The organism is Streptomyces sp. C1-1, from assembly GCF_050214755.1.
Classification (GTDB): domain Bacteria; phylum Actinomycetota; class Actinomycetes; order Streptomycetales; family Streptomycetaceae; genus Streptomyces.
Map to the genome: position 1 here is coordinate 410,948 of NZ_CP189826.1, position 23,039 is coordinate 433,986.

18 protein-coding genes and 2 pseudogenes are annotated in these 23,039 nt (G+C 68.9%); 9 read left to right on the forward strand and 11 right to left on the reverse strand.

The genetic code is table 11. The features are described 5' to 3' along the window. Positions 1-340 precede the first annotated feature (340 nt). Positions 341-3,109, forward strand: a complete 2,769-nt coding sequence (locus tag ACQF4J_RS01860; RefSeq protein ID WP_427164313.1) for an AAA family ATPase — start codon at positions 341-343, stop codon at positions 3,107-3,109. Positions 3,110-3,264: 155 nt separating this feature from the next. On the opposite strand, the gene ACQF4J_RS01865 is transcribed toward ACQF4J_RS01860, so the two are convergent. The 5 genes and pseudogenes from ACQF4J_RS01865 to ACQF4J_RS01885 all read right to left on the reverse strand — a co-directional run bounded on the left by ACQF4J_RS01865 (position 3,265) and on the right by ACQF4J_RS01885 (position 7,813). Then, positions 3,265-4,248: a zinc-dependent alcohol dehydrogenase family protein gene (locus tag ACQF4J_RS01865; protein WP_427164315.1), complete on the reverse strand. Its 984-nt coding sequence runs from the start codon at positions 4,246-4,248 to the stop codon at positions 3,265-3,267. Positions 4,249-4,345: 97 nt separating this feature from the next. Further along, positions 4,346-4,639 (reverse strand): annotated as a pseudogene (locus ACQF4J_RS01870) (alpha/beta fold hydrolase); the annotation flags it as partial. Positions 4,640-5,017: 378 nt separating this feature from the next. Continuing rightward, on the reverse strand, positions 5,018-5,437 hold the full coding sequence (locus tag ACQF4J_RS01875; RefSeq protein WP_351576414.1) for a nuclear transport factor 2 family protein: 420 nt from the start codon (positions 5,435-5,437) through the stop codon (positions 5,018-5,020). A 166-nt stretch (positions 5,438-5,603) separates the two neighbouring features. Beyond that, a complete protein-coding gene (locus tag ACQF4J_RS01880; protein ID WP_427164317.1) occupies positions 5,604-7,424 on the reverse strand; it encodes a caspase family protein in 1,821 nt (606 codons plus the stop codon). Then, positions 7,421-7,813: a hypothetical protein gene (locus ACQF4J_RS01885; protein ID WP_351576420.1), complete on the reverse strand. Its 393-nt coding sequence runs from the start codon at positions 7,811-7,813 to the stop codon at positions 7,421-7,423. The genes ACQF4J_RS01880 and ACQF4J_RS01885 overlap by 4 nt, the downstream gene beginning before the upstream one ends. Before the next feature lie 1,298 nt (positions 7,814-9,111). Between ACQF4J_RS01885 and ACQF4J_RS01890 the strand changes: the two genes are divergently transcribed. The 3 genes from ACQF4J_RS01890 (at position 9,112) to ACQF4J_RS01900 (ending at position 10,244) form a co-directional block, all read left to right on the forward strand. After that, the gene (locus tag ACQF4J_RS01890; RefSeq protein ID WP_351576423.1) at positions 9,112-9,246 is read left to right on the forward strand and encodes a hypothetical protein; all 135 of its coding nucleotides are present in this window, start codon (positions 9,112-9,114) and stop codon (positions 9,244-9,246) included. Between the two features lie 171 nt (positions 9,247-9,417). Continuing rightward, the gene (locus ACQF4J_RS01895) at positions 9,418-9,654 is read left to right on the forward strand and encodes a VOC family protein (protein ID WP_351576426.1); all 237 of its coding nucleotides are present in this window, start codon (positions 9,418-9,420) and stop codon (positions 9,652-9,654) included. After that, positions 9,651-10,244, forward strand: a complete 594-nt coding sequence (locus ACQF4J_RS01900) for a hypothetical protein (protein ID WP_427164319.1) — start codon at positions 9,651-9,653, stop codon at positions 10,242-10,244. Before ACQF4J_RS01895 ends, ACQF4J_RS01900 begins: the two co-directional genes overlap by 4 nt. 37 nt (positions 10,245-10,281) lie before the next feature. On the opposite strand, the gene mgrA is transcribed toward ACQF4J_RS01900, so the two are convergent. Both mgrA and ACQF4J_RS01910 read right to left on the reverse strand, forming a co-directional pair. Continuing rightward, entirely contained in the window at positions 10,282-11,325 is a 1,044-nt protein-coding gene (gene mgrA, locus ACQF4J_RS01905) for an L-glyceraldehyde 3-phosphate reductase (protein ID WP_351576432.1), read from the reverse strand. Between the two features lie 445 nt (positions 11,326-11,770). Then, positions 11,771-12,223: a hypothetical protein gene (locus ACQF4J_RS01910; RefSeq protein WP_427164320.1), complete on the reverse strand. Its 453-nt coding sequence runs from the start codon at positions 12,221-12,223 to the stop codon at positions 11,771-11,773. A gap of 306 nt (positions 12,224-12,529) precedes the next feature. Between ACQF4J_RS01910 and ACQF4J_RS01915 the strand changes: the two genes are divergently transcribed. Next, the gene (locus ACQF4J_RS01915; RefSeq protein ID WP_427164322.1) at positions 12,530-14,464 is read left to right on the forward strand and encodes a hypothetical protein; all 1,935 of its coding nucleotides are present in this window, start codon (positions 12,530-12,532) and stop codon (positions 14,462-14,464) included. A 176-nt stretch (positions 14,465-14,640) separates the two neighbouring features. On the opposite strand, the gene ACQF4J_RS01920 is transcribed toward ACQF4J_RS01915, so the two are convergent. Both ACQF4J_RS01920 and ACQF4J_RS01925 read right to left on the reverse strand, forming a co-directional pair. After that, on the reverse strand, positions 14,641-14,880 hold the full coding sequence (locus tag ACQF4J_RS01920) for a hypothetical protein (RefSeq protein ID WP_427164324.1): 240 nt from the start codon (positions 14,878-14,880) through the stop codon (positions 14,641-14,643). A gap of 241 nt (positions 14,881-15,121) precedes the next feature. Then, positions 15,122-16,279, reverse strand: coding sequence for an RNA-guided endonuclease InsQ/TnpB family protein (locus ACQF4J_RS01925; RefSeq protein ID WP_351805177.1), 1,158 nt, complete (start codon positions 16,277-16,279; stop codon positions 15,122-15,124). A 32-nt stretch (positions 16,280-16,311) separates the two neighbouring features. On the opposite strand from ACQF4J_RS01925, the gene tnpA reads away from it, so the two are divergent. Continuing rightward, positions 16,312-16,728 (forward strand): IS200/IS605 family transposase, encoded by a 417-nt coding sequence (tnpA, locus tag ACQF4J_RS01930; RefSeq protein WP_351805260.1) that lies wholly within the window; start codon positions 16,312-16,314, stop codon positions 16,726-16,728. 155 nt (positions 16,729-16,883) lie between these two features. Continuing rightward, positions 16,884-17,600 carry a DsbA family protein gene (locus tag ACQF4J_RS01935; protein ID WP_427164325.1) on the forward strand — a complete coding sequence of 239 codons (717 nt, stop codon included), beginning with the start codon at positions 16,884-16,886 and terminating at the stop codon, positions 17,598-17,600. Positions 17,601-17,765: 165 nt separating this feature from the next. Here ACQF4J_RS01935 and ACQF4J_RS01940 read toward each other — a convergent pair whose 3' ends face one another. Both ACQF4J_RS01940 and ACQF4J_RS01945 read right to left on the reverse strand, forming a co-directional pair. Then, positions 17,766-18,254, reverse strand: coding sequence for a GNAT family N-acetyltransferase (locus ACQF4J_RS01940; RefSeq protein ID WP_351576447.1), 489 nt, complete (start codon positions 18,252-18,254; stop codon positions 17,766-17,768). A 231-nt stretch (positions 18,255-18,485) separates the two neighbouring features. After that, positions 18,486-19,109 (reverse strand): annotated as a pseudogene (locus ACQF4J_RS01945) (lytic polysaccharide monooxygenase auxiliary activity family 9 protein); the annotation flags it as partial. A 491-nt stretch (positions 19,110-19,600) separates the two neighbouring features. Here ACQF4J_RS01945 and ACQF4J_RS01950 point away from each other — a divergent pair. Together ACQF4J_RS01950 and ACQF4J_RS01955 are read left to right on the forward strand one after the other, a co-directional pair. Then, positions 19,601-21,193, forward strand: coding sequence for a cellulose binding domain-containing protein (locus tag ACQF4J_RS01950; protein WP_427164326.1), 1,593 nt, complete (start codon positions 19,601-19,603; stop codon positions 21,191-21,193). 633 nt (positions 21,194-21,826) lie between these two features. Next, the gene (locus ACQF4J_RS01955) at positions 21,827-23,011 is read left to right on the forward strand and encodes a type III polyketide synthase (protein WP_351576452.1); all 1,185 of its coding nucleotides are present in this window, start codon (positions 21,827-21,829) and stop codon (positions 23,009-23,011) included. Positions 23,012-23,039: the final 28 nt, after the last annotated feature.

A 23,039-nucleotide genomic window follows, 5' to 3' on the forward strand; every position in this document is an offset into this window, starting at 1 on the left:
AGGGGGCAGGGGCAAACCTCGGGCCGCAGGCTGGCGGCCGTCGTGCAAGGTGTCCTACCGGGGCGCCGACGCGAGCTTTCTTGTCGTTGAGAACCAGCGTCGCTGGGCGCGCCCAGCACAACATCAGTCGAATGACCGCCTCATCCGCGCTCCCCGGTTCGTGTTCGACCCCGTCACGCGAGCCGGCGGCCCAAGGGTCGATGGCCCAGGCAAGATCGAACGGTGGAGGGGTGCCGCCAGGCGGGTCCTATACGCTGACGGTGGTGAGGTTCCCGTCCTCTCGGGCCGCATTTTCGGACCGCGCACCGGGACGGTGTTCGGGCCATGCGGAAGGAGCGTCGTGGCTGCACACGAGACCGGCTACGACGCAGGTCATCTCCCCGTGGTGGGGCGGGAACGGGAGGCGGCGGCCCTCGCCTCGTTTCTGCGGACCGCTGTCCGGGACGGTGGCGCCCAGCTGGTGACCGGACAGCCGGGCATCGGGAAGACGGAACTACTCAAAGCGGCCATGCGGCAGGTCGCTTCCATGGGCGCCCGCGTGCTCCACGCCTCCGGCTCCGAGTACGAAACACAGCTGAGCTTCGCCGGGCTGCATCAGCTGCTGATGCCCGCTGCGGGGTCCCTCAAGGAGCTGCCCGAGGTGCACCGCGCCGCGATGGCGACCGCGCTCGGTTTCGAACGGGGAGAACCACCCGGCCGCCTGGTGCTGACCAGTGCGCTGCTCGCCTGGTTGGGTCACCTCGCATCGACGGCGCCGCTGGTGCTGGTGGTCGACGACCTGCAGTGGGTCGACCGCGCGAGCGTCGTGATCCTCAGTCTGGTCGCCCGTCGGCTGGGCGGGCTCCGGGTCGGCCTGTTGCTGTCGCAGCGCACCGGGCATGAAAGCTTCTTCGACCGCGGGTCGGTGCCCGAACTGGCGCTGACCCCGCTGGAGGACGACGCCGCACTCAGCCTGCTTCGTCATCACCACCCGAATCTGCACTCGTCAGTCCGCCGCCGGATCCTCGCCGAGGCCGACGGCAATCCCCTGGCCCTCATCGAGTTGCCCCGGGCTCTGACCGCGGCGCAGGAGACCGGGGCCGACTTCCTTCCCCCGACCCTGCCACTGAGCGCCCGTCTGAGGTGGTTGTTCCAGAGCCGGGTGTCCGAACTGCCCGAGCCGACCCGTCGGTTGCTGCTCCTCGCCGCGCTGGGTGGTGAGGACAGCAAGGGTCTGATGAAGGTCATCGCCGGCTCCGCGAGCGATCTCGCTCCGGCCGAGGCGAGCGAACTGGTCTTCGTGGACCGGCGGGCCGATCGGCTTCGATTCGCGCACCCGCTCATCCGGTCCGCAGTCGTGGATCTGGCCACCGCGCCCGCGCGCCGGGCCGCCCACCACCGGCTCGCGGAGCTGACGGCGGACCCGGACGTGCGGACCCTCCACCTCGCCGAGTCGGCTCTGGGTCCCGACGACGCCATCGCGTGTCGGCTCGTCGAGGTCGCGCTCACCACACTCGAGCGTGGCGACACGGTGCAGGCGGTTTCGCTGCTGCTGCGCGCCGCCGACATGACCGTCGACCCTGCCGAGCGGGCCCGCCGGCTCGTCCGGGCCTCCTACATCGGGGCCAACATCGCCGGCACACTCGACGGCGCCCGCGCCCTCCTCGAGCGGGCCCGGGCGGCGGACCCGGCGGTGACGAACACACTGCGGGCGTCGACCGCCGCGGCGGCGCACCTGCTCAACAGCGAGGGTGACATCGACACCGCTCACCGGCTGCTTGTCGGCGCCGTCACCCATGTCGATCCCGATCCGCAGAGCGCCGAGACCCTGGAGGAGGCGCTCGGCACGCTGATGATGATCTGCGCCTTCGGCGGGCGGCGGGAGCTGTGGAAGCCGTTCGACGACGCAGTCACCCGGCTGGCACCAGTGCTCACTGCACCGTTCCGGCTCGCGGCGACGACGTTCGCCGATCCCGCGCGGTCCACGCCGGAGCAGCTGTGTGAACTGGACACCCTGGTCACGGACCTGGACGGCGAGACCAATCCGGTACGTGTCGTCATGGTCGCCCTCGCAGGACAGTACGTCGACCGGCTCCCCCGCACCTCACTGGAGCGCACGGCTGCCGAGGGCCGGGCCGGAGGCGCCGTCACGCTCGCCGTCCAGGCCATGATCATGCTGGCTGTCGGCGCCTTCCACGAAGGCCGCTGGCAGGACGCGGCCACCCTCGCCGACGAGGGCATCGCCCTGTGCAGGGAGAACGGCTACGACCTGCTGATGTGGGGAGCGCAGAACCCGCAGATGCTGCTGGCCGCCGCACGCGCGGACCTCGACCACATCGCTCGTGCCCGCGCGCGGATGCACCAGTGGGCGATCCCGCGAAACGCCCTGGCCGTGCGCACCTTCACAGCCAACATCGAGGGCCTGGCAGCGCTCTCCCAAGCGCGCTACCACGACGCGTACGAGCACTACACCTCGATCTGTCCGTTGGGCACCTTCCCGTCGCACGAGCAAGTCACTGTATGGACGGTCATGGACGCCGTCGAGGCGGCGGTGCGCAGCGGGCATGTGGACGAGGCACGGGCACACGTGCGGGCCTCGTCCGAGGCGGACCTGGCCCGCATTTCGCCACGGCTGCGCTTCCTGTGCGACGCTGCCGCCGCCCTGGTGGCGGAGGACGACGTCTATCCCGACCTCTTCGATCCGCTGGTCGTCGATCCGGAGTCGGTGCGATGGCCGTTCCCGCTGGCCCGCCTCGAACTCGCCTACGGCGAGCGCCTGCGCGGGGACCGCGCGATGCGAGCCGCTCGGCCTCATCTGGAACGCGCCGGGAAGATGTTCACCGGCCTCGGCGCGACACCGTGGGCCGAGCGAGCCGAGGCTGCCTTGCGCGCCACCGGCAGAAGCCGACGCCCTGCGGGGCCGGGAGCGGTGCTCACACCCCAGGAACGGCAGATTGCCGAGCTGGCGGCGACCGGCCTGACCAACCGGCAGATCGGCGAGCGGCTGCGGCTGTCGCCGCGGACCGTCGGCGCGCACCTGTACCGCGTGTTCCCGAAGCTCGGCATCGGCTCGCGCGCCGCACTCCGCGACGCACTCACCGACCTGGGCGACGAGGAGAACGGTCTTTAGCCGCCCGCCACGGCAGGGTCTCGCCGCCCCGCTCGGCCCGGTGGGCAACGTCGCCGCAAGCTGATCCCGGCAACACCGCGCAAAAAGGAAAGCGGCCGGCCACCCCCGAATGCCTTCGGTGACCGGCTCGACCGGCGAGGCCACATGACAGGGTGTCAGTCGACATCGATCACGATCTTGCCTTGAGCGGCGCCGCTCTCCACGGCCGCATGGGCGGCGGCCACATCGGCGAGCGTGAAGTGCCTGGGATCGAGAAGTGGTTTGAGTGCCCCTGCGTCGGCGAGGGCGGCCGCCTCGCGCATGATCTCTCCGTGGTGCTCCCGCCCGCGCCCGGTCAGCAGGGGCAGCAAGGTGAAGACACCGGAGTATGTCGCCCCGCGGAAGGAGAGGGGCGCGATGCTGTGCGTCCCCCAGCCCAGCGCGCTCACGACGTGACCCGTGTAGGTGCGTACCGCCGCGAAGGAGGCGTCGAGCACGGGACCGCCGACGGTGTCGAAGACGACGTCGAAGCCTTCGCCGCCGGTGTGCTTGGCGACGTACTCCTCCATCGTCGTGGTGGTGTAGTCGATCGGGGTGGCACCCAGGCCCTCGATCACCGCCAGTGAGGCGGGCGAACCGGTGGCGAAGACTTCAGCACCGCGGGCACGGGCAATCTGCACGGCCACGTGGCCGATCCCGCCCGCTCCGCCGTGGATGAGGACCTTCTGCCCCGCGCGGACCTGCGCCCGGTCGACCAGACCCTCCCAGGCCGTGATGACGACCAGGGGCAGGGCCGCGGCCTCACGCAGGGTGAGGGCGGCCGGTTTACGCGCGAGCAGACGGGCATCGACGGCCGCGTACTCGGCGAGCGAGCCCTGCACATCACCCACGCCACCGGTCATGCCGAAAACCTCGTCGGCGGGCGCGAAATCGTCGACGCCCCGGCCGACCTCCTCGACCACGCCGGCAAGATCCAGGCCCAGGACGGCGGGCAGCGTGCGCTTGGCGTGGGCGGCTTTCCCGGCCTGGATCTTGGCGTCCAACGGATTGACGCCGCTGGCCTTGACCTTGACCAGCACCTGGCCAGGGCCCGCCTCGGGCTTCTCGATCTCGCTGAGGACCAGCGGGGTGTCGAACTGTCGTAGAACCACTGCGCGCATGACTTGTGCCTCGTTCCTGTCTTGTCAGGTGGGTGGAGGGGGCGGCGGGTCGGTGAAGCTCGGCCGGCAAGACCGGGTCGCGTGTGTCGGTCGCGGTGCCCCGTATCGCCCATGGCGGGACCGCCGCCATCAGCACCGCCCTGCTCGCTCGCTCCGAGCCGTGGCGCCCCGGACAGCGGGTCACCTCGCCGGTGCCCATGGAGAAGCCGACTAGGGCGACGTCGTGCAGGTCGAGGTGATCGACGAGCGCTTTGACATCGTCGGCGAAGGTGCCGGCAGTGCGGCTTCCTGCCTGTCCCACGAGCGGGCGTCGAGCGGGTATCCGTGGATCAACACAACCGCCCCGACCCGTGGTCCTCGACGTAGATCTCGATGTCCTGGCCGTTCTCACGGCCGACTGTCAGCTTTGACATGGCTCGGCGTCCTCCGGCGGTGTTGGCGAACAACCCCAGTCTCACCAGCGGCCCACCACCGGAGCATCAGTCAGATGACTCTCCGGTCATCGACCACAGGCCCAGGCCCAGGCCCTCGGTGCACACCACATCCTCCACCACGGCCGGGAAGCGTCAACGACGCTCTCTGCCAGAGATCATCAAAAGATCGTCCCTGGGAAACGGCTCCGCTCGTAAACGCTCATACTCGGCTCCAGCAGAGGGTTCACCGTCGAAGTAGTCCTCCCAGAAGTCTGGACGCTGCCATTCCTTCGGCGTCAGCGTCCCGGGCCGGGCCGGACCTGATGGGAAGGGGCGGACAGGCCGCAGGACGAACCCTACGGCCGGGCCGGGCCGTCAGGCACCGGCGTGGCCTGGTGGTAGTAGAGCCGGAACTCCCCGGCGGCGTCGCGGCGCCAGATCGACGATCGGCGGGCCTTCCGTTCCTCGATGCGGGTCTCGTAGGTGAGGTGGACGATCCCGCGCGCGAGGACCGTGCCCTCGAAGCGCTCCGCGGTGATGGGGGTGCTGTTCTCGGCGCCGCCGTGGAGCGTGGGCAGAGCGGCGACCATCTCCGCATGCGTCCACCGCCGCCCGGAGGCGCCGACCTCGATGAAATCGGGGTCGAAGAGGGCTTCGGCGAGGGGGCCGGAGAGACGGAAGGAGGGGTCGTGGAGGCGTCGCTCTCGGACGATCGCCTCGGTGACGTCCGGATGCTCCGGGAGCGCCTCGGGCCCGTGCCGGTCGTTCTGGATCATGATGACATGATGCCCGGTCGCGGCCGACGGGCCCTCGGCGTCCGGACGGCCCTCAGCGACGGCGGGCCATGAATGGCAGGGGTGGGGCAATCTCAATGCGGCGCCGCCCTCACCCTCGGCATGTCTTCCTCGGCGCGGGCTGGAGGTGTCCCGGCCGCTGGTGCGGTCACCAATGGGGTTTGGCCAGCAGGTAGGCGAGGCCCAGGAGGACGGCCAGGATCAGCGCCGGGATGGCCAGGCCCTTCGCGATCGAGGTCAGTGTCTGTGTTCCGCCGGCCGTCTGCCTGGTGTGGTGCTCCCGCCGTGCTTCCACGTCGTGCCGGGCCAACGCGCCGGCGACCAGCGCCACCGCGGCGGTGATCAGACACACGATGAGCGGCGGGAGCGCTCCATGATTGTGGATGTTGTCCTCGACGTTGCCCTGCACCCCTTCGTGGCTTCGTTCCCTGACGGCCGCCACTGCCGCCTGGACGGCCCAGATGAGCGTGCCGACCGCGGTGGCGGCGAGGGCGAGAGCGGCACCGGCAAGGCCCAGAGCGCGTCGGGCTGGGGCGGGCCGGTCCGTACGCATCGGCTGTGCAGGGGGTCGGGGTGGCGTCCTGGGCTGGGGCGGAATGCGCGGGGGCTCGACGACCACCGTGTCCTGCCCGTCGTGCGGGACCTGCGCCGGTCTTGCGGAGTCTTTCGCGGGCCCGGGTTCGCGCTCCGTGTGCCGGGCGGGCTCGTGTGCCGGGCCAACCATTGCCTCGACGTGGATCACTGATTCGTCGGCCACACCCTTCAACACGATGTCGCCGGACAGGTGTCCCTCGGCAGCCGTGTCGACGTGGACCTCCAGGCCGCTCTGGGTCGGATCAACCCGCAGCCACGACTGTCCGGGCTGGGCCACGCAGTGGCGTGCCAGCGGCGGGCCCTGCATGGTCACCGTCTGCCTGCGAGGGGAGGAGCCCCTTGGCACCAGGCCGAAGTCCAGGTGGTCCGGGAAGGGCGCCAGGTGGATCTCGTCCAAGGCCTCGGACGCGAGGTCGGCGATCTGCTGGATGTCGTCGCGCGCAACCTGCTCCAAGTGCTGGCGTGCCCCCTCCGCCATGGGCAACTCCGCGTGGCGCAGTCGTTTGCGCAACTCCAGCACGGCGCCCTGCCGGGTGAGAACGTCGTCGCTGTTGACGGCCGCCCGCAGGGAGGGGGGCGACGGAATGGCGACGATCTTGATGCGGCCACGCCTGCTGTGTGCCAGGTGCAGCTCTCCGCGCAGCTCCGCTACTTTTTTCGGCGTCTGATGCGGGTTCTGCTCCTGTACGTGTTCGTAGACGTATTCGTACAGTTCCTCGACGGTGACATCGCCGTCGCCGTCGAGGTCTGCCTCGCCGGTCTCCAGACCCTCCACCACTGCGTGCGTGAACACCGAGGGCTGTGCGGCGGAATTCTCGGCGAGCTCGTTGCCCTCGAAGGCGTACTCCATCGAGTCGGACGCGGTGATGACGGCCCAGCCCCGCCCACTGGCCGGCTCGTCCTTCGCGAACGACTCAAGGACGTTGACTTCTCCGGAGGCACGTACGGAGGACGAACCCCGGGAGAACGCACCGCCGTAGCAGCAGTCGAGGAACAGGGCGGTGCGGCCCGCCCGGGTGCTGGACATGCAACTGCGCACGAACTGGGAGGCGACAGCGGTGGCGGCGAGCAGCGGAGGCTCGGTGTCGCTGGCGGCGAAGTAGAGCTCACCGGACTCGCCCTTGAGGCCGTGGCAGGAGAAGTGCAGCAGCAGAGTGTCGGCGCGGCTGCGGTCGTTGAAGAAGCCCTGGATGCGCCTGCGCATGAGGTCGGCCGACGCGTTATGGATGACTTCCACCTCGAAGTCGCCGATCTGCGGATCGTGCAGCACCCTCTCGAGGGCCAGGGCATCCTGCGTGGGCGCCCTCAGCTTCTTCAGCCCGGGGTCCGCGTACTGGTCATTCGCGATGATCAGTGCGTGTCTGGAGTCCGTCATGGCTCGGCTCCAGGCATGGAATGACGCTGGACGAACATGTTGAACGCCTCGGCCACCTGGGCGTCGGTCGCCTCGGACACCTCCAGGACATCGTCGCCCAGCTGCAGGTGCAAGGACGGGTGTGTGGCATGGTGCCGGCCCATCCACGACCGGATCACGGTCATCACCTGGCTCAGGGCGGTGGCCGAGCTGCCGAGGGTGACCAGCAGGGACCCGACCTGCGCGACGTCCACGGCCCGCGCACCCGGCGGTACCTCCCCGCCGGGGAGCGCCGTGACATCGTCCACGTCAAGATCAAGCAGCTCCTCACGCAGGTATCCCGTCATGTCCGAGACACCTTCGGCTTCTGCGTCCTGGTCGGTGAGGAGGATCTGCAGTTCGTTCTCCACCGCGTCAGCCCCTTTGTCCGTGCTGATCAAGGCGGCGCAGAGTCAGACTGCCGGTGGCTCCACGTCATCATGTACAGTTTCCGCTGCTGACAGCGGGGCGGCAAGTCGCCCACAACGTAATGAGTTTGATGGTTCAACCATAAGATTCATCGTTCAAATTAGTCGGCTCGCCGTTGGCTACGCCCTCTGCCACAGGGGCAATTGGCCCAACGGCAGAAGCTAACGGCCTATCAGCACACAGGCTCGCTCCAGATTCTCGACGCCTGCGGTGGCTGCCTTGGAGTCCTCGCTTGCGTTGGAAGTCGCCACCGCATCAGCGGTTTCGGATACACCTACTCCCGACTGGAACTGCGGACGCCCGACGGTGAGATCTACTCTCGGACCGTGGTCCTTCCGCCGCGGATGCGCGGTGGGTCTGACCGTCGGCGGACTCGTCGCCTACGTCGACCACCGCTGACTCGCCACGTTGAGCCAGCACGCTTCGAGTACGCAGGCGACGCCCTCGTGGATGAGATGGCCAGTCGTCAGGGCCGGCGCCATGGGCCCGAGCCCGTACGACACGACGAGCGGCACCCCTCGGCTCCGACGCCGCCCAGCGTCCTGGGCCTCATGCCGCCCGCTGGGCCGGGGCACCGGCATCCGGGAGGCGGTCACACGCTCCTCATGGGCCCCGCAAGGCCTTGATCATCCTCGGTCGGCGCGCAGGAGCACGATCGAGTCTCCGACCTCCTACCACTGCGGGATCACCGCGGCAATGCGACAGTAAAACCATGAGCCGTCACCGACGCCCGTCGCGGCGGGCCCCGTGGATAGCGGGCGGTGCCGCCGTTCTCGTTCTCGGCGGCACCGGAACGTGGCTGTTGCTGGAGTCGGACGGGAACACACCCCACTCAGCGGCGACGGCTCCGAGCGCATCCCCGTCAAGAGCGGAACCGTCGGAAACACCCGAGTCACACACCCCCACCTCAACGCCTTCGACACCGCCGGCGACACCCAAACCGACCGTGCCCACGACATCCCACTCCCCCAAGCCGGTGCCGGTGCCCTCCACGAACCACCCGACGCGCCCGCCGGCGGTGAGCCCACATACCACCCAGTCACGGCCGTCGACGCACACGTCCCCTGCGCCCACACGTCCTCAGCCGACGACGCGGCCCTCCGAGACCACGACGCAACCGACGTCGACCGCCTCGGCCCCCCTGCCCAGCCCGTCGACATCCACGCCTCGCTCTCAAAGCAGTGGGCCGGTCACCACCTCGTGGTACACGTCCCCTACCGCTGTCGCCGCCGCACAACGCATGGCCCTGTCCAACACCGTCGGCGACCCCGCATGCTCCCTGGCCTCGTCAGGTCCGCCCGACCCCAGGCTCGTACCCCCCGTGGCCCGGATCGGTATCGGCAACGAGGGCAACTACTGGTGCCTGATCTGGTGAGGTGCCTCTCGCGGCGAGGGCACTGCTGGCGCCGGCTGCCACGGCGTCGGCAGCGGCAAGTCCGAGCGGCACCACGTGACCCTTCAGGTAGGACGTTTTCGGTTTCGGTCGCACAGATGAAAGTGAGACAGCAGCATGCACGTTCATTTTGAAGCAGTAGACCCAGAGAAAATGATCAGGTTCTGGGGCGGCATCCCGGGTTGGGGTGGGTACAGCGTCGGCGAAGCGGAATCTCCGGCTGTGTTACCGGTCGTCACCGTCCTTGTCGGAACGATCGCCGAACAGGTTCAGACGCTGATCGCCAAGGGCGCGTCCCTGGTGGAACCTCACGATTCCATGCACGCCGTGATGACGGATCCGGAAGGCAACAGGTTCATGGTGGTGCTCGACCCCGATCACGAAGCATGACGTTCTTCAGCGTGGATGCGGCCCGGCGTACGGACCTCGCCCTTCAAGGGCGCCGGGTGGACGATCCGGTGTGGGGCGCTTCATCGTCGCTCCGACGCCGAGGCCGACGGAACCTGCTGCACGAACTCGAAGACCAGCTGGCCCAGCAGTCGGCGGAGGTGCGGGCCGAGCGGGACGAACTTGCCGTCGCCGAGCGGGTCCTGGAGCGGGTGCACGAACAACTCGCCGACAAGCGCGCCTCAGCCGTCCACCTGCCCGGGCAGGTGGACGGACGGTCGGTGATGCTGACTCCGCACCGCGAGCCGGACCTGGAGGAGACCTCCGCGACCTCACTGCCGCCCGCCACCACTGCATCCGCCCGCCTGCCCGCCGCCGGCCTCGGCGCCCTCGCGGACCTCGGCTTCCGCGGCCTGGACGACGACGTACGCGACCCCGTGATCGTCACCGGCATCCATGCCATCCGCACCCACAAGCTCATCCCAGGCCAGAAGGACGCCAACCCCGTCCTCGTCGTCGGACGCGCGCCAGTCGACTCCCGGTGTCGTACCGGCCATCCAGGCTCCTCCTGGCCTGCCATACCACGACGGTGAGCCGCGTGCTCGGGGCGGAGTTCGGTCGGCTGCCGCGTCAGCCGATGTTGCCCTGTCGGGCGTCTCGCCACAGGTCGACGTCGCCGTCGGTGGCGTACTTGTCGATCTCGGTCAGCTCCTCGGCGCTGAACTCCAGGTTCTCCAGCGCGGCGACGTTCTGCTCCAGTTGCTCAGTGCGGGAGGCACCGATGACCAACGAGGTGACCCGCTCGTCCCGCAGCGCCCACGCCAGCGCCATCTGGGCCAGCGTCTGCCCGCGCTGGGCGGCGATGTCGTTCAGCGCGCGCAGCCTGCCCCGCATCTCCTCTGTCAGCCACGCCGCGTCGAACGACGTGCCGGCCGCGGCCCGCGAGCCCTCCGGGACGCCGTCAAGGTAGCGGCCCGTCAGCAGCCCCTGGGCAAGGGCGGTGAAGCCGATGACGCCGAAGCCCTCCTCCTGGGCGACGTCCAGCAGCCCGTCCGTCTCGATCCAGCGGTTGAGCATGCTGTACGACGGCTGGTGGATCAGCAGCGGCGTGCCGAGGTCGCGCAGGATGGCCGCCGCCTGACGGGTGCGCTCGGGGTCGTAGGAGGAGATGCCCACGTAGAGCGCCTTGCCCTGGCGTACCGCCGTGTCGAGCGCGCCCATCGTCTCCTCCAGCGGCGTGCCGGCGTCGAGGCGGTGGGAGTAGAAGATGTCGACGTAGTCCAGGCCCATGCGTGTGAGGGACTGGTCGAGCGAGGCGAGCACGTACTTGCGTGAGCCGCCACCCTGACCGTACGGGCCGGGCCACATGTCCCAGCCGGCCTTGGTCGAGATCACCATCTCGTCGCGGTACGGCGCAAGGTCCTGCTTCATCAGCCGACCGAAGTTGATCTCGGCCGAGCCGTAGGGCGGACCGTAGTTGTTCGCCAGATCGTGGTGGGTGATCCCGAGGTCGAAGGCGCGCAGCGCGATCCGGCGCTGGGTCTCGAAGGGACGGTCGTCACCGAAATTGTGCCAGTACCCCAGAGAGAGCAAAGGGAGGTCGAGACCGGAGCGGCCGGTCCGCCGGTAGCGCATGGTGCCGTCGTAGCGGTCAGGATGTGCAACGTGGGTCATGGGTCTCACCATGCTCGCGCACGATTCTGAAGTCCAACACATCCTGATCATCGGATTCAGCGCTGCAGCTTCTCAATGGTGGCGCCTCGGCCCGTCAGAGCACGCGCAGCCGTCGCCTGACGAGTCATCTCTGTGGGCGGGCCGGCCATCGAGGGCACTGAGAAAGGCGTTTGGGACAACCTTGAACACCCGCCTGGCGGCCGGGATACGCCGCTACACCCCCGGCCGCGGCCGGCTCACCGTCTACCAGCTCCCGCCCTACGCACCGGACCTCAACCCGGTCGGAGGCATCGGCTCGGCACTGCGGCGCACCACCACGACCAACCGCGCCTCCGCCGACCCGCACTCCCTGATCACCGCCGTCCGCCGGGGCCTACGCCACCTCCCATACCGCCACGACGTACTCAACGGCTGTCTCGCCGGAACCAGACCGGTGTCGCGAGACTCAGCCGCGCGGGGGGCAGCATCGGCGGCCGTCGTACCGCAGCGCCGGTCGGTGCAGGATCTCGCCGATCCAGTCGGTGGCGAAGGCCGCCAGGTCCTGGACCGGTCCGGTGCGCTCGCACTGCACGATGTCCGGACGCTCCTGCGTCAACGCGAAGTTACAGACGTGCAGTTCACTGCACCGTACGGTGTCCGCCTCCAGGGAGGCACCGAAGGCAAGGAAGTGCACTCGCTGGTGACTGAGGTTCACCACCAGACGCATCTCGTCGTGCTCCGCGGTGCTGCCGTCCTCATCGAACTCGTCCAGAGGGAAGAACAGTACGTAGGTGTCGCTGGGCCGGCAGGGCCATTCCTGGGCGCCCTCTCGAACCAGGCGCAGGAACCCGCGCTGGGACGGGTCGCAGTTCTCCGGAATCCTGTCGTGTTCATAGAACTCGAACCACAGCGGGTGCACGGGTGTCATCGTAGGTGCTGGCAACCCTGCCGTTCGACGCGGTTTCGGACCGCGACCGATGCTGACCGTCCAGCCGGAAACGCCACGCCACCTGGCAGGACATGAGCTCGGTCCAGCGCCCGCGCCGGGACGACGCGCTCAACCCTCGTACTTCCCGATTGCCTTGCATGTCCGCCACGCTCCACCTGCCCGACGCGGCTGACCCCGGCAAGTCTCCCCAAATTCCACGAAATTGCTCGTTGTGGCGTGAGTGTGCTTTACGGTGAAATCTGCACCCACGCAAGAGAAGAACGTCGAGGCTGACACGTGGCAGACACCACCCTCCCCACCGCAGTCATCCTCACCGCCCTTGCCGTGGAGTATGACGCGGTAAGAACCCACCTCACCGACACCGAGACGCTCGTGCACACGTCCGGCACACGTGTGGAACGCGGCCGCCTCGCCGACACCCCCTGGTACGTCGCCCTCGCCGAGATCGGCGAGGGCACTCTCAAGGCCGCCACCCTCACCGAACGCCTCAACACCTGGCTCGCCCCGCAGGTCTTGTTCTTCGTGGGCGTCGCGGGCGGCCTCAAGGACGACATCAACATCGGCGACGTCGTGGTGGCAACCAAGGTCTACGGCGTCCACGGCGGCAAGCAGACCCCGGAGGGCTTCCGCGTACGCCCCGAAGCCTGGCACTCCTCCCACCGCCTGGAGCAGGCCGCCCGGCACGCCCTGCGTGGCACTGAGTTGCGGGCCCACTTCAAGCCGATCGCCGTCGGGGACGTAGTGCTCGCCGACGGGGAGTCCGCGATCGCACGCCACATCCACGAGCACTACAACGACGCCGCCGCCATCGAGATGGAGGGAACCGGCGTTGCCCACGCCGCCCAACTCGACGGCACCTTGCACGCGTTGATCATCCGGGGCATCAGCGACAAGGCCGACTCGCTCAAGAGCGAGCGGGACGCGGAGGGCTCCCAGTCTCAGGCGGCGAAGAACGCCGCCGCCGCTGCCATGGCCGTTCTCCGCAACGTGAATCCAACCCATGCCGGACACGTCCCAGCACCGGATGCCGCCACGGCATCCTCAGGCGCTGGGACAGAAGAGCCGCCGGAGGCTTTCCCGCAGGCCGTCGCCGGACGGTGGCCCCTGCTGGACCGACGGATGCTGCTCAACACCGTCGGCGTCTTCGGGCTGACCGTCGCCGACACCATCCTGACGTTCCCCAGCCGTCCTGCCCACACGGCGGCGGCTTCGGACCCCAGTGCCCCGGGCAAAGCGCTCAACACGGCACGGAAGCAGGTGATGGCCACGCTGGGACCCCCGCTCCGTGGCCACACCGACCGCGTCTATGCGGTGGCCTTCCGGCCGGGCGGGGGTGTCCTGGCCAGTGGCAGCGCCGACCAGACAGTCAGGTTCTGGGATCTGGCCGATCCCCTGCACCCCAAGCCCATCGGCTCCCCCGTCTCCGGCCATTCCGACACCGTCTATTCGGTGGTCTTCGACCCCAAGGGGAACGTTCTGGCTGACGCGAGCGCCGATCAGAAGGTCCGGCTGCTGAACGTGGCCGACCCGGCCAAGCCAGCGCTCCTCAGCCGCCCGGTCACCGGCCATACCGACGCCGTCTTCTCGGTGGCCTTCAGCCCCAGCGGGGAATTACTGGCCGGCGGCAGCGGCGACCGCTCCCTCCGCCTGTGGAAGATCATCGACCCCGCGCACCCCGAACTCGTCGGCAAGCCAGCCTTCGGGCACACCGATGCCGTCCTGTCGGTAGCGTTCAGCCACGATGAGAGCGTCATGGGAAGTGGCGGCTCCGACCACGCGGTCCGGCTGTGGAACGTGGCCGACCCCCCGGCTCCCATCGGCCGGCCCCTGCCCGGCCACACCGACCGCGTCTACAGCGTGACCTTCAGTCCGAACGGGCACCTGCTGGCCAGCGGCAGCGGCGACCACACGATCCGCCTGTGGAAGGTCACCGACCCCGCGCAACCGGTGCGTCTCGGCACCGCCACCGGACACGGGGACGCCGTCAACACCGTCGCCTTCAGCCCCGACGGACGGATTCTGGCCAGCGGCAGCAGCGACCACACTATCCGCTTGTGGCGCGTGACCGAATCTGCCGGCCCGGCCCCCATCGGGCGCCCCCTCACCGGTCACCACGGCGCCGTCTACTCCGTGGCCTTCAGCCCGAACGGCAAACTGCTGGTCAGCGGCAGCGCCGACCAGACGATCCGCCTGTGGAGATTCACCCACTGAACGACCAGTCGTCTCCCACCGCCCAGCCACTTCGTGCAAGTAAGCCTGAGGGGTCGAGGTCCGCCCCAGTCGCTCCTGCAGTGAGCCCGGCCGCAGAACCGGCCCGCCCGGGACACGCTGGGCAAGGCGAGCCGCCAGACGGACACTCCAGTAGGGCCCGGCCCCGCACCTGTGGTTCAGGCCGTGAGCCGAACCAGGAATTCACCTTGTCCTGGGTTGCTGGGCAGTCTTCCCGCGCCGAGAGCACTCAGCAGATCGTACGGGTCGGCCGCCAGCCGGACTGTCCGCGGCACGTCGTCGAGCCGCACCCGAACGAGGCCCAGATCCAACTCCAGTACATCGGTCAGCCAGGGAACGCGATGGCGGCACCGGCGCAGGTGGGCGGCGAACGCCTCCGCTTCCTCCGTGGCGAACAACAACGGCGTATGGGAAGTACGGCGGCCGAGCAGTCCCGCAAATAGGGACCCACCGTCGCCGGAGCCGATAGTGCCCTTCTCTCCCGGTTCTGCCCGTGCACCGTCCGGTGGGCAGGATGCGCAGTTGCGACCCTGCAGCGATGACCTACTATCCCTTCGTCAACTTGACCCGGCCCTAAAGGACCGGGCTTGGAGGTAGCGCCCAACTGGCTGCTGGGTTGGCTCCTCCGTCCAGACACCCCTAGGGGGTGGCAGGGACGCGTGACTCACGCCCCGCAGTCCACGCGTCCTCGCCCCTGCGGGCGAGGACGTGGGAAGCGTTCCGGTCGGCGTGCACAACGATGCCGCACGACCGGCATACGAACTTGGCTTGGGAGATCCGGTTGAGGCGGTCGATGTGGCCGCACTCGGCGCACTCACGGGAGGAGTACGCGGGATCGACGAAGACCAGGGGCACGCCTGCCCGCTTGGCCTTGTAGACGATGAAGTCTCCGAGCTGGGCGAACGCCCAAGAATGGAGAGCGACCCGTTGGGGCTTGCGGAGCCGTACCCGGTTGCGGATGCCCTTGAGTTCTTCGAGGGACAAGCCGCGCCCGGTGCGTTCAGCCTCGGTCACGATCGTCTTGGCGATGATGTGGTTGGTGTTCGCGGCGTGCCGTGCTTCCTTACGGGCACGCGCCTTGAGCCGCCGCTTGGCGCTCTTGGTGCGCTTCTTCTGGAGCTTGGCACGCAGGGCGAGTTGGCGCTTGCGGTACCGGTTGAGCCCCCACCCGGCGGCGCGGTAGCCGGTGGATGCGGTGGCGATGTTGGCGATGCCGAGGTCCACACCGATGAAGCCGTCCGGCTCGTAGGGCTCGGCCTCGGGAACCTCGCACGTGGCGATCAGGTAGAACACACCGTCGCGCTCGATCAGGTCGGATTCGCCCTGCCGGTACGCCTGGAGCATCTTCAGCGCGTCGGCGGAGCACACAAACGGCACGCTCTTGACCCGGCCGTCCACGGTCCAGATGGACACGGTCCGCTGGTCGTACTGCCAGCTCAGACACCGGTCGTCATACGGCTGCGCGGCCTGGGGCCGGAACGCCATCGGCTTGGACTGTGCCTTGCGGCGCCGCTTGGAGCCTTCCCTGCCGAGGTTACCGGCCCGGATGTTGGCCTTGAGCGTGGTGTAGGCGTCGCGCACCTTCTTGATGACGTGCTGCGCGGCCTGCGCTCCCAGCCCCCGCGCTTTGAGTTCGGCATAGGTGTGCTTGCGCAGCTCGTACTCACGCGGTACACCGTGTTCGAACGCCACCTCCGACACCCAGTTCGCGGCGTCATTGACCGTGCGCAGGGTGCGCTCAAGCACGAATGCCTGCACGGCATCCGGCACGAGTTTGACCTGCGCCACGATCTTCACAGGCGTGATCGTAGCTAATCCATGTCACCACGCTGGGCCCAAATCCCGATATCCGCAGGGGCCGTAGCATCGCCAACACCCTCCACGCCCACTTGGTCTTCACACCCAAGTACCGGCGCGGACCGTTCACCGACGAAATCCTTCGGCGCTGCGAAGAGATCATGCGGGTCGTGTGCACCGACGTCGGCGCGGAACTGCGGGAGTTCAACGGCGAACTCGATCACGTCCACCTGCTCGTGCACTACCCGCCCAAGATCGCCATCTCCAGACTCGTCGGCAGCCTCAAGGGCGTCTCCGCCCGCAGGCTCCGCCAGGAGTTCCCCGGCCCCATCCGCACGTACCTGTGGGGCGACCACCTTTGGTCCCCGTCCTACTTCGCCGCATCCTGCGGCGGCGCACCGCCAGAGATCATCAAGGAGTACATCAAGAACCAGAAGCGACCCGACTGAGGGCAACAGTGCAGACCCGTACGCCCGTACAGCTCACCCCTATCTGAGACGCCCTTCCTCCCGGGCATGGACGCCCGGGATTCCGCGCTAGATCAAGCTGAGCCACAGGGGGCATGATGCGGTTGAATCGTGGCAGTAGACGGCTGACGGCAGCCGTGTTGACAGGCGTGCTCGGTGCCGCCCTGGTGGGCTGCGGATCCCGGCACCCGGTCGCCGCGGACGGCGGGGAGCAACAGACGTCGGCCAAGACCGACTACCCCCGGTTGGCTGACGTGCCCGAGCAGGTGGGATCGGACGGCACGAGCATTCTGGTGGGCGACCCCAAGGCGCGGGTGACCGTGCACCTCTACGAAGACCCGCGCTGCCCCTATTGCGCGGAATTCGAGACCACGGGAGGCGGCCCGGTTCTGGCCGAGTGGGTCCTGCGGCACAAGGTCAAGGTCGAGTACACGATGGCGTCATTTCTGGATCCGCGGCTGGGAGGGAACGGGTCGAAGAAGGCGGTCAACGCGCTGCGCGCGGCGGTGCAGAGGGGCAAGTTCGCCGAGTACCACACCGTGCTCTACCAGAATCAGCCCTCCGAGGAGGTGGACGGGTTCACCACCGCACGCCTGCTGGAACTGGCGAGCAAGGTGAAGGGGCTGCGGAGCCCGTCCTTCGACACCGCCGTGAAGTCCATGCAGTACCAGGACTTCGTGGATTCCGCCGAAAAGGTGTTCGCCGCCGCTGGGCATTACAACGGACACGTTGGGCCCGGCACGCCGACCGCCGAAGTCAACGGGTACAGGATCCCGGTCCAATACAGCGGGCTCCTCTACAAGGCCGACCTCTTCGACCAGTACCTGGCAAAGGTGGTCGGTGCAGCGACGTGAGGTGCCATCCGGCCTCGCGGTGCTCCAGATCCCTCGGTTTCGTCGACGGCAGGGCCCTGAGGGCACCGCAGAGGCGTGGCGCCCGGCCGACCGCGTCCTGCGGGGTGCGGGGCTTTCTCGTCGCCGTGCAGGCAGAGCCGGTCCCCCACGGATCTGCGCGCCGCCTCATTCCGAAGGGATGCGAATCTCGAATTCGGGTCGGTCCCACGGCACGGCGGGCGGGTTCGCGAGCGCGGTCCCGGTCCGCACCGCACCGATGCGGTGGTAGAAGTCCTCGGCGGGACGATGCGACACAACCTTGACACGGTCGAGCCCGGCGGCACGAGCCTCGGACCGCATGTGCGCGACGAGCAGCCGGCCGATACCGCGCCTTTGCGCTTCGTCGGCGACGAACAGCAGGTCGAGCTCCGGTGGGGCGAGGATGAGCGAGTAGAAGCCGAGGATCCGGCCGCCATGCTCGTCGGCGCCGACGGCTACGAAGGTGCGGTGGGCCTCGATGTAATCAGGACCGACCCGGTAGCCCGCGACTGCGGATTCGTACTTCCCCTCGTAGGCTCCCGAACCACGCACCAGCCGCGTGAGCCGTTTGGCATCCCGCGCGACGGCCCTCCGTATCGTGATCGGCTGGCTGCTCGGGGAAGTGCGTGAACTCATCGGGCGAGTATGTCGCACCGGGAGGTGCCGTCGTGCGGCGGGTCAGCCGCGTCCGCAGGGCCGATCCCACACAGTACGGCGAAGGGGAGACGCTCGGCCGCCACGGCACCAAGGCCGACGAGGAGGCAGGAAGATCAGGTGTCTGCGCTGCCGGATGAGTGGGGGGCGACAACCCGCTACCCGCCGGGGTGCCCGGCGGGTCCGGGACGGTGCGTCATGCCGTGATCAGTACGTCACCTCGCCGTGGCCGCCGTCGAAGACGATGTCGGAGCAGGAGTAGAAGTTCTCCTGGCTGTCCGAGCGGATCCAGTGGATGAACAGCTCGTGCTGGCCGGTCTTGCCGCTCGGCAGCGTGAGGTCCCAGTAGTAGTGGCCTCCGTCCGAGCCGGCGCGGCCGGACTGCGGCGGGTTGGTGACGGACTTGATGAGCGTGAGGTCGTCCCAGGCCAGGAGCTTGGTCGGGGACCAACCGTCTTTGGTGATGTAGACGTTGAACGTGCCCGGGTGGGCCGCCCAGTTGCTGTACTGCACCTGGATGCTCGAGCCCGCGGTCAGGTGCGTCTTGGGCCAGTCGGCACGGGCCGCGTTGTACGAGGAGAAGTTGAACGGGCCGGTGTGGCCGCCGCTGCAGATCTCCCCGTCCGGGATGAAGCCCTTGGTCCGCCCGCCGCCGTTGGACTCCAGGACGGCGAACCAGTTGTACAGCGGTGTGGTGCCGGTCGCCCTGACCGCGTCGGCGCAGGCCGGGTTGGCCGGCATCTGGGTGCTGCTGTGGGCGACCAGGTCCTGGTAGCACAGGTAGGTGCGCGAGCCCGGCACCATGGCGACGCCGTGGGCCGACGCGGGCGAGGGCATCGAGCTCAGGACGAGAGCGAGCAACACCGCTCCCAGCAGGCTCAGTAAGCGAGGGCCAGGCAGCGGTGACTTGCGTCGCCTGGTGCGTGCGATCTTCATGTGGGGGGTCTCCTTGGGGTCATCCGACCGCTGCGGGGACGACAGGCACCGGGCAAGCGCCGGCCAGGCACCCTCAGCCGTCGGACCGATGAGGTCCGGCCGGGCCGAAAGCGGCCCGTGAGCGGGTGGTGCGACCGTGCGTGGCAGGCTCCCGTTGTCGGCGCACCATGGTTCGGGTGCCGACCGGGCTATGCAGTGGGAGCGCTCCCACCTCTCGGGTATAGCGCTTACTGGTGGTGCCGTAAATGCCTTGTGCCGACATTCCTGCGGGGGCGTGACCGGACGCGGTTCCGGTCGCACTATTGGCATGAACCCGACCGGTGGAGCGCGGGGACCGCGAGGCCGGGCCAGTCGACGTGCCGGTCATCGGGTCCGGCACCAGGGAGGTCACTGTGATCACCGCCCCTCTCGCACGACGCACCGGCCGGCGATTACTCGTCACGGCGGTGTTCGGCGTACTGCTGCTCGCCTCGTCGTTCCTGTACGGCCTGTCGTCCGCGTCCGCCGCCGCGGCGCCGTGGGCGGCATCGGCCGACCGAGCCGCCTCTGCGGACCCGTCGGGCCACACCGGCAACGCCACGCACTTCGACGGCCTCGGATCACCGTACGGCGGGTGCGGAGTACCGCAGGCGGTCCTGGAGTCGCAGGACTTCGTGGCGCTCAACGTGTGGAACACACCGGGCCGCTACACCGGGCAACCCACTCCGCGTCCCATCCCGTCCAGCGACGCCGACAGCATGGGACTGTTCGACAACGGCCACAACTGCGGCCGTTGGGTCCGGGTGACGATCGGCGACTACTGCACAGGCACCAACGACGGCGCGGCGGGCCAGGCGTTCTGCCGCAACGGAAGCTGGACGTCGGACAAGTACAACGGCGCGACCCTGGACATGGTGGTCGCCGACAGCTGCGGCGACACCAACGCATGGTGCCGGGACGACCCGTACCACCTGGACCTGGCCACGCACTCGCTGAACACCTTCCAGCTCGGCGGCCGGCCGGTGGCGGACATGTACCCCGACCGCTGGAACAACCGGCACATCTCCTGGTCGTTCGTCCCGGCGCCCGGCTACTCCGGCGACATCTCGATCGGCTTCGTCCAGAACGCGGCGACCTGGTGGCCCACCATCGACGTCACGCACCTGCCCAACGGCATCCACGGTGTGGAGTACTACGACGGCAGTGCGTGGGTGCCGGCCGGCATGGTCAGCGACCTGGGACAGCAGTACACGATCGGCCCGAACTCCTCGGGCGGATCGAGCTACACCATCCGGGTCCGCGACGCGGACGGCAAGCTCGTTCAAGGCGGGCGGACGTACACCTTCGCCCTACCGCGCTCCTGCTCATCCGGCTGCACCCAGCCGTACACCGGCGTCAGTTACACCACCAGCGACAGCGGGAGCGGGGCACCGGACGCGCCGACGGGCCTCGCGGTGACCGCCACCACCGCCACCAGCGTCTCGCTGTCCTGGAGCGCCTCGTCCGGTGCCGCCGGTTACGGCGTCTACCGCAACGGACAGTTGGTGGGCAACACCACGGGTACGTCCTTCACCGACAGCGGACTGGCCGCCTCGACCTCGTACACCTACACGGTCAAGGCGCACGACAGCTCGGGGAACACATCGGCCGCGTCAAACGGTGTTTCGGCCACCACTCAGGGCTCGGCAGGCGGCGGAACCGACTCCGGTTGCGCCGCCACCACCAAGCTGGTCAACTCCTGGCCCGGCGGCTTCACCGCCGAGGTGACGGTCACCAACACCGGCACCTCCACAAGCACAGGCTGGCGGGTCGGTTGGAGCTGGCCCGGCAACCAAAAGGTGACGACCGCCTGGAGCACCAGGCTGACGCAGTCGGGTTCCTCGGTCGCAGCCTCGAACGTCGACTACAACAGCGCCATCCCGCCCTCCGGCCAGACGACGTTCGGCTTCAACGGCACCGGGGATTCCTCCGGTCTGCCCGGCAACCCGGTCTGCACACTCAACTGACCGGCACGATCCCAGCAAACCGGCGGGCGGGCCGAACGGGCGCGCCCGCCCCGTAATGCCGCTCGCCGCCCGGCAGACCGGACCACTGCATCGGACCTGAGCCGGGCGGCACCCGTGCCTGGAAGGGGAGACGTTCCGGGCACGCCACGCCCAGACATGCCCCTCGGGGACGACCGCACGCCACCGTGTTCCTGTGCGGCGTCTACCAGTTCCTCTGCCGATGTCGGCAGCGAGCTGCTGGACGGCCGGAGTGCGCGAGCCGGAGACGCACCTCCACGGGTGAGTACCTCCCCCTGGGCAGGGGACAGGCCACCGCGTAACTCTCCTTGACGAACAGCCAGGACGACCAGGGTGTGCCGCCGAGAGACAGTCGGCCAGGTCCTCGATGGTGAGTCAGGCAGGCGCGGCACCTCGCCGACCCCCTGGACAGCAGTGTGCGGCGTCTCACGCAAGATGGAACCTCCCAAGTTGCCCAGATCACAGCGTAAATGCCCTTTTGGCGTGCATGCTCGAAACGGATACGGACTCCCGAACTCGAGCGCGCTGTCACCGACTTGATCGGCCCATCCCCAAGTGGCCCATGACACAGCGTTCGTGACGTTCTCCCTCGTTCTCTGTAGAAAGGTGCCAACCATGGCCGCTTACCTGTGCCCGCCTGCCGTGATACACGGCGAGCACGCCGTGAAGACCAGCCAGATCGTGGACGAAGTGCACAGTAGGCACCCCAACGCGGCGTGGGCGCCGCGCGTCGACGGCATCGCGGCCAGCACGGGCATCGAAACCCGCGGGTGGATGCTGCCGTTGGAGACCGCCGTCGCGCCCGGCAAGGGGAACGGCCTGCCTGCTGCCGGCATCGGGCCGACCCGAGAGGCGCTGGCCGACGACGGGTTCACCGAACAGGACGTGGATCGCGTCATCGCCGCCCTGGAGTCGATATCCGCGCCGCAGACCGTCCAGGAGCGCACCACGCCCGCCTGGGCGGCCGTGCAGGCCGGCGGGGAGCGTGCGGCGCGCGGGGCCCTGCAGATCGCCGGACTGGACGCCGCAGACGTCGACTGTCTGATCACCAGTCACTCCACCACGCCGGCGCTGCCGGGGCTGGACGTGTCCCTGGCCAACCGACTCCCGCTCCGGAGCGACGTGATGCTGCTGCCGGCCACGCAGTGGGCCTGCATAGCCGGGACCCGTTCCCTGGCGCTGGCGGCGGATCTCGTGGCCGCGGACCCCGACCGGGTCGTCCTGGTCGTGATCTCGGAGGCACTGAGCACGACCTACCAGCCCGCGGACGACACTCTGGAGTCCTTGATCGTCCGGTTGCTGTTCGCGGACACCGCGGTCGCCGCGGTGGTCACGGGCCGCCCCAGGGCCGAGTCGGTGCTGCGGCTGGACGCCGCCTGGCACCACACTCTGCCCGGCACCCAGGATCTGCACCGCCTGGAGACACGGGAGGACGGCACCCACTTCGTGATGGACCGGCGCGGTCCGCGCGCCGTGCAGGAGACGGTCACCGCGATGTGGGAATGGCTGCGCCTCCGTTACCAGGACGACCCCGACTCCTGGCACCCCGACGTTCTGCTCGCGCACCCCGGCGGGACGCGCGTGCTGGAGTACATGGAACAGACGATGCCCGACGGGTGGCCGACGGGGCTGCTGGACTACAGCCGGGACAGCTACACCACCGGCAACCGCGGGGGTGCCGCCGTGTTCGACATCATGCGCAGGGCGTACGACGCCGGGCAGAAGCGGGGCAGCCGTGCCGTTCTGTACGCGGCGGCCCCGGGCCTCACCGCCACCGCCCTGGAAGGCCAGTGGCTGTAGTGCGAGCGTGCGCCACTGGTATCGCCAC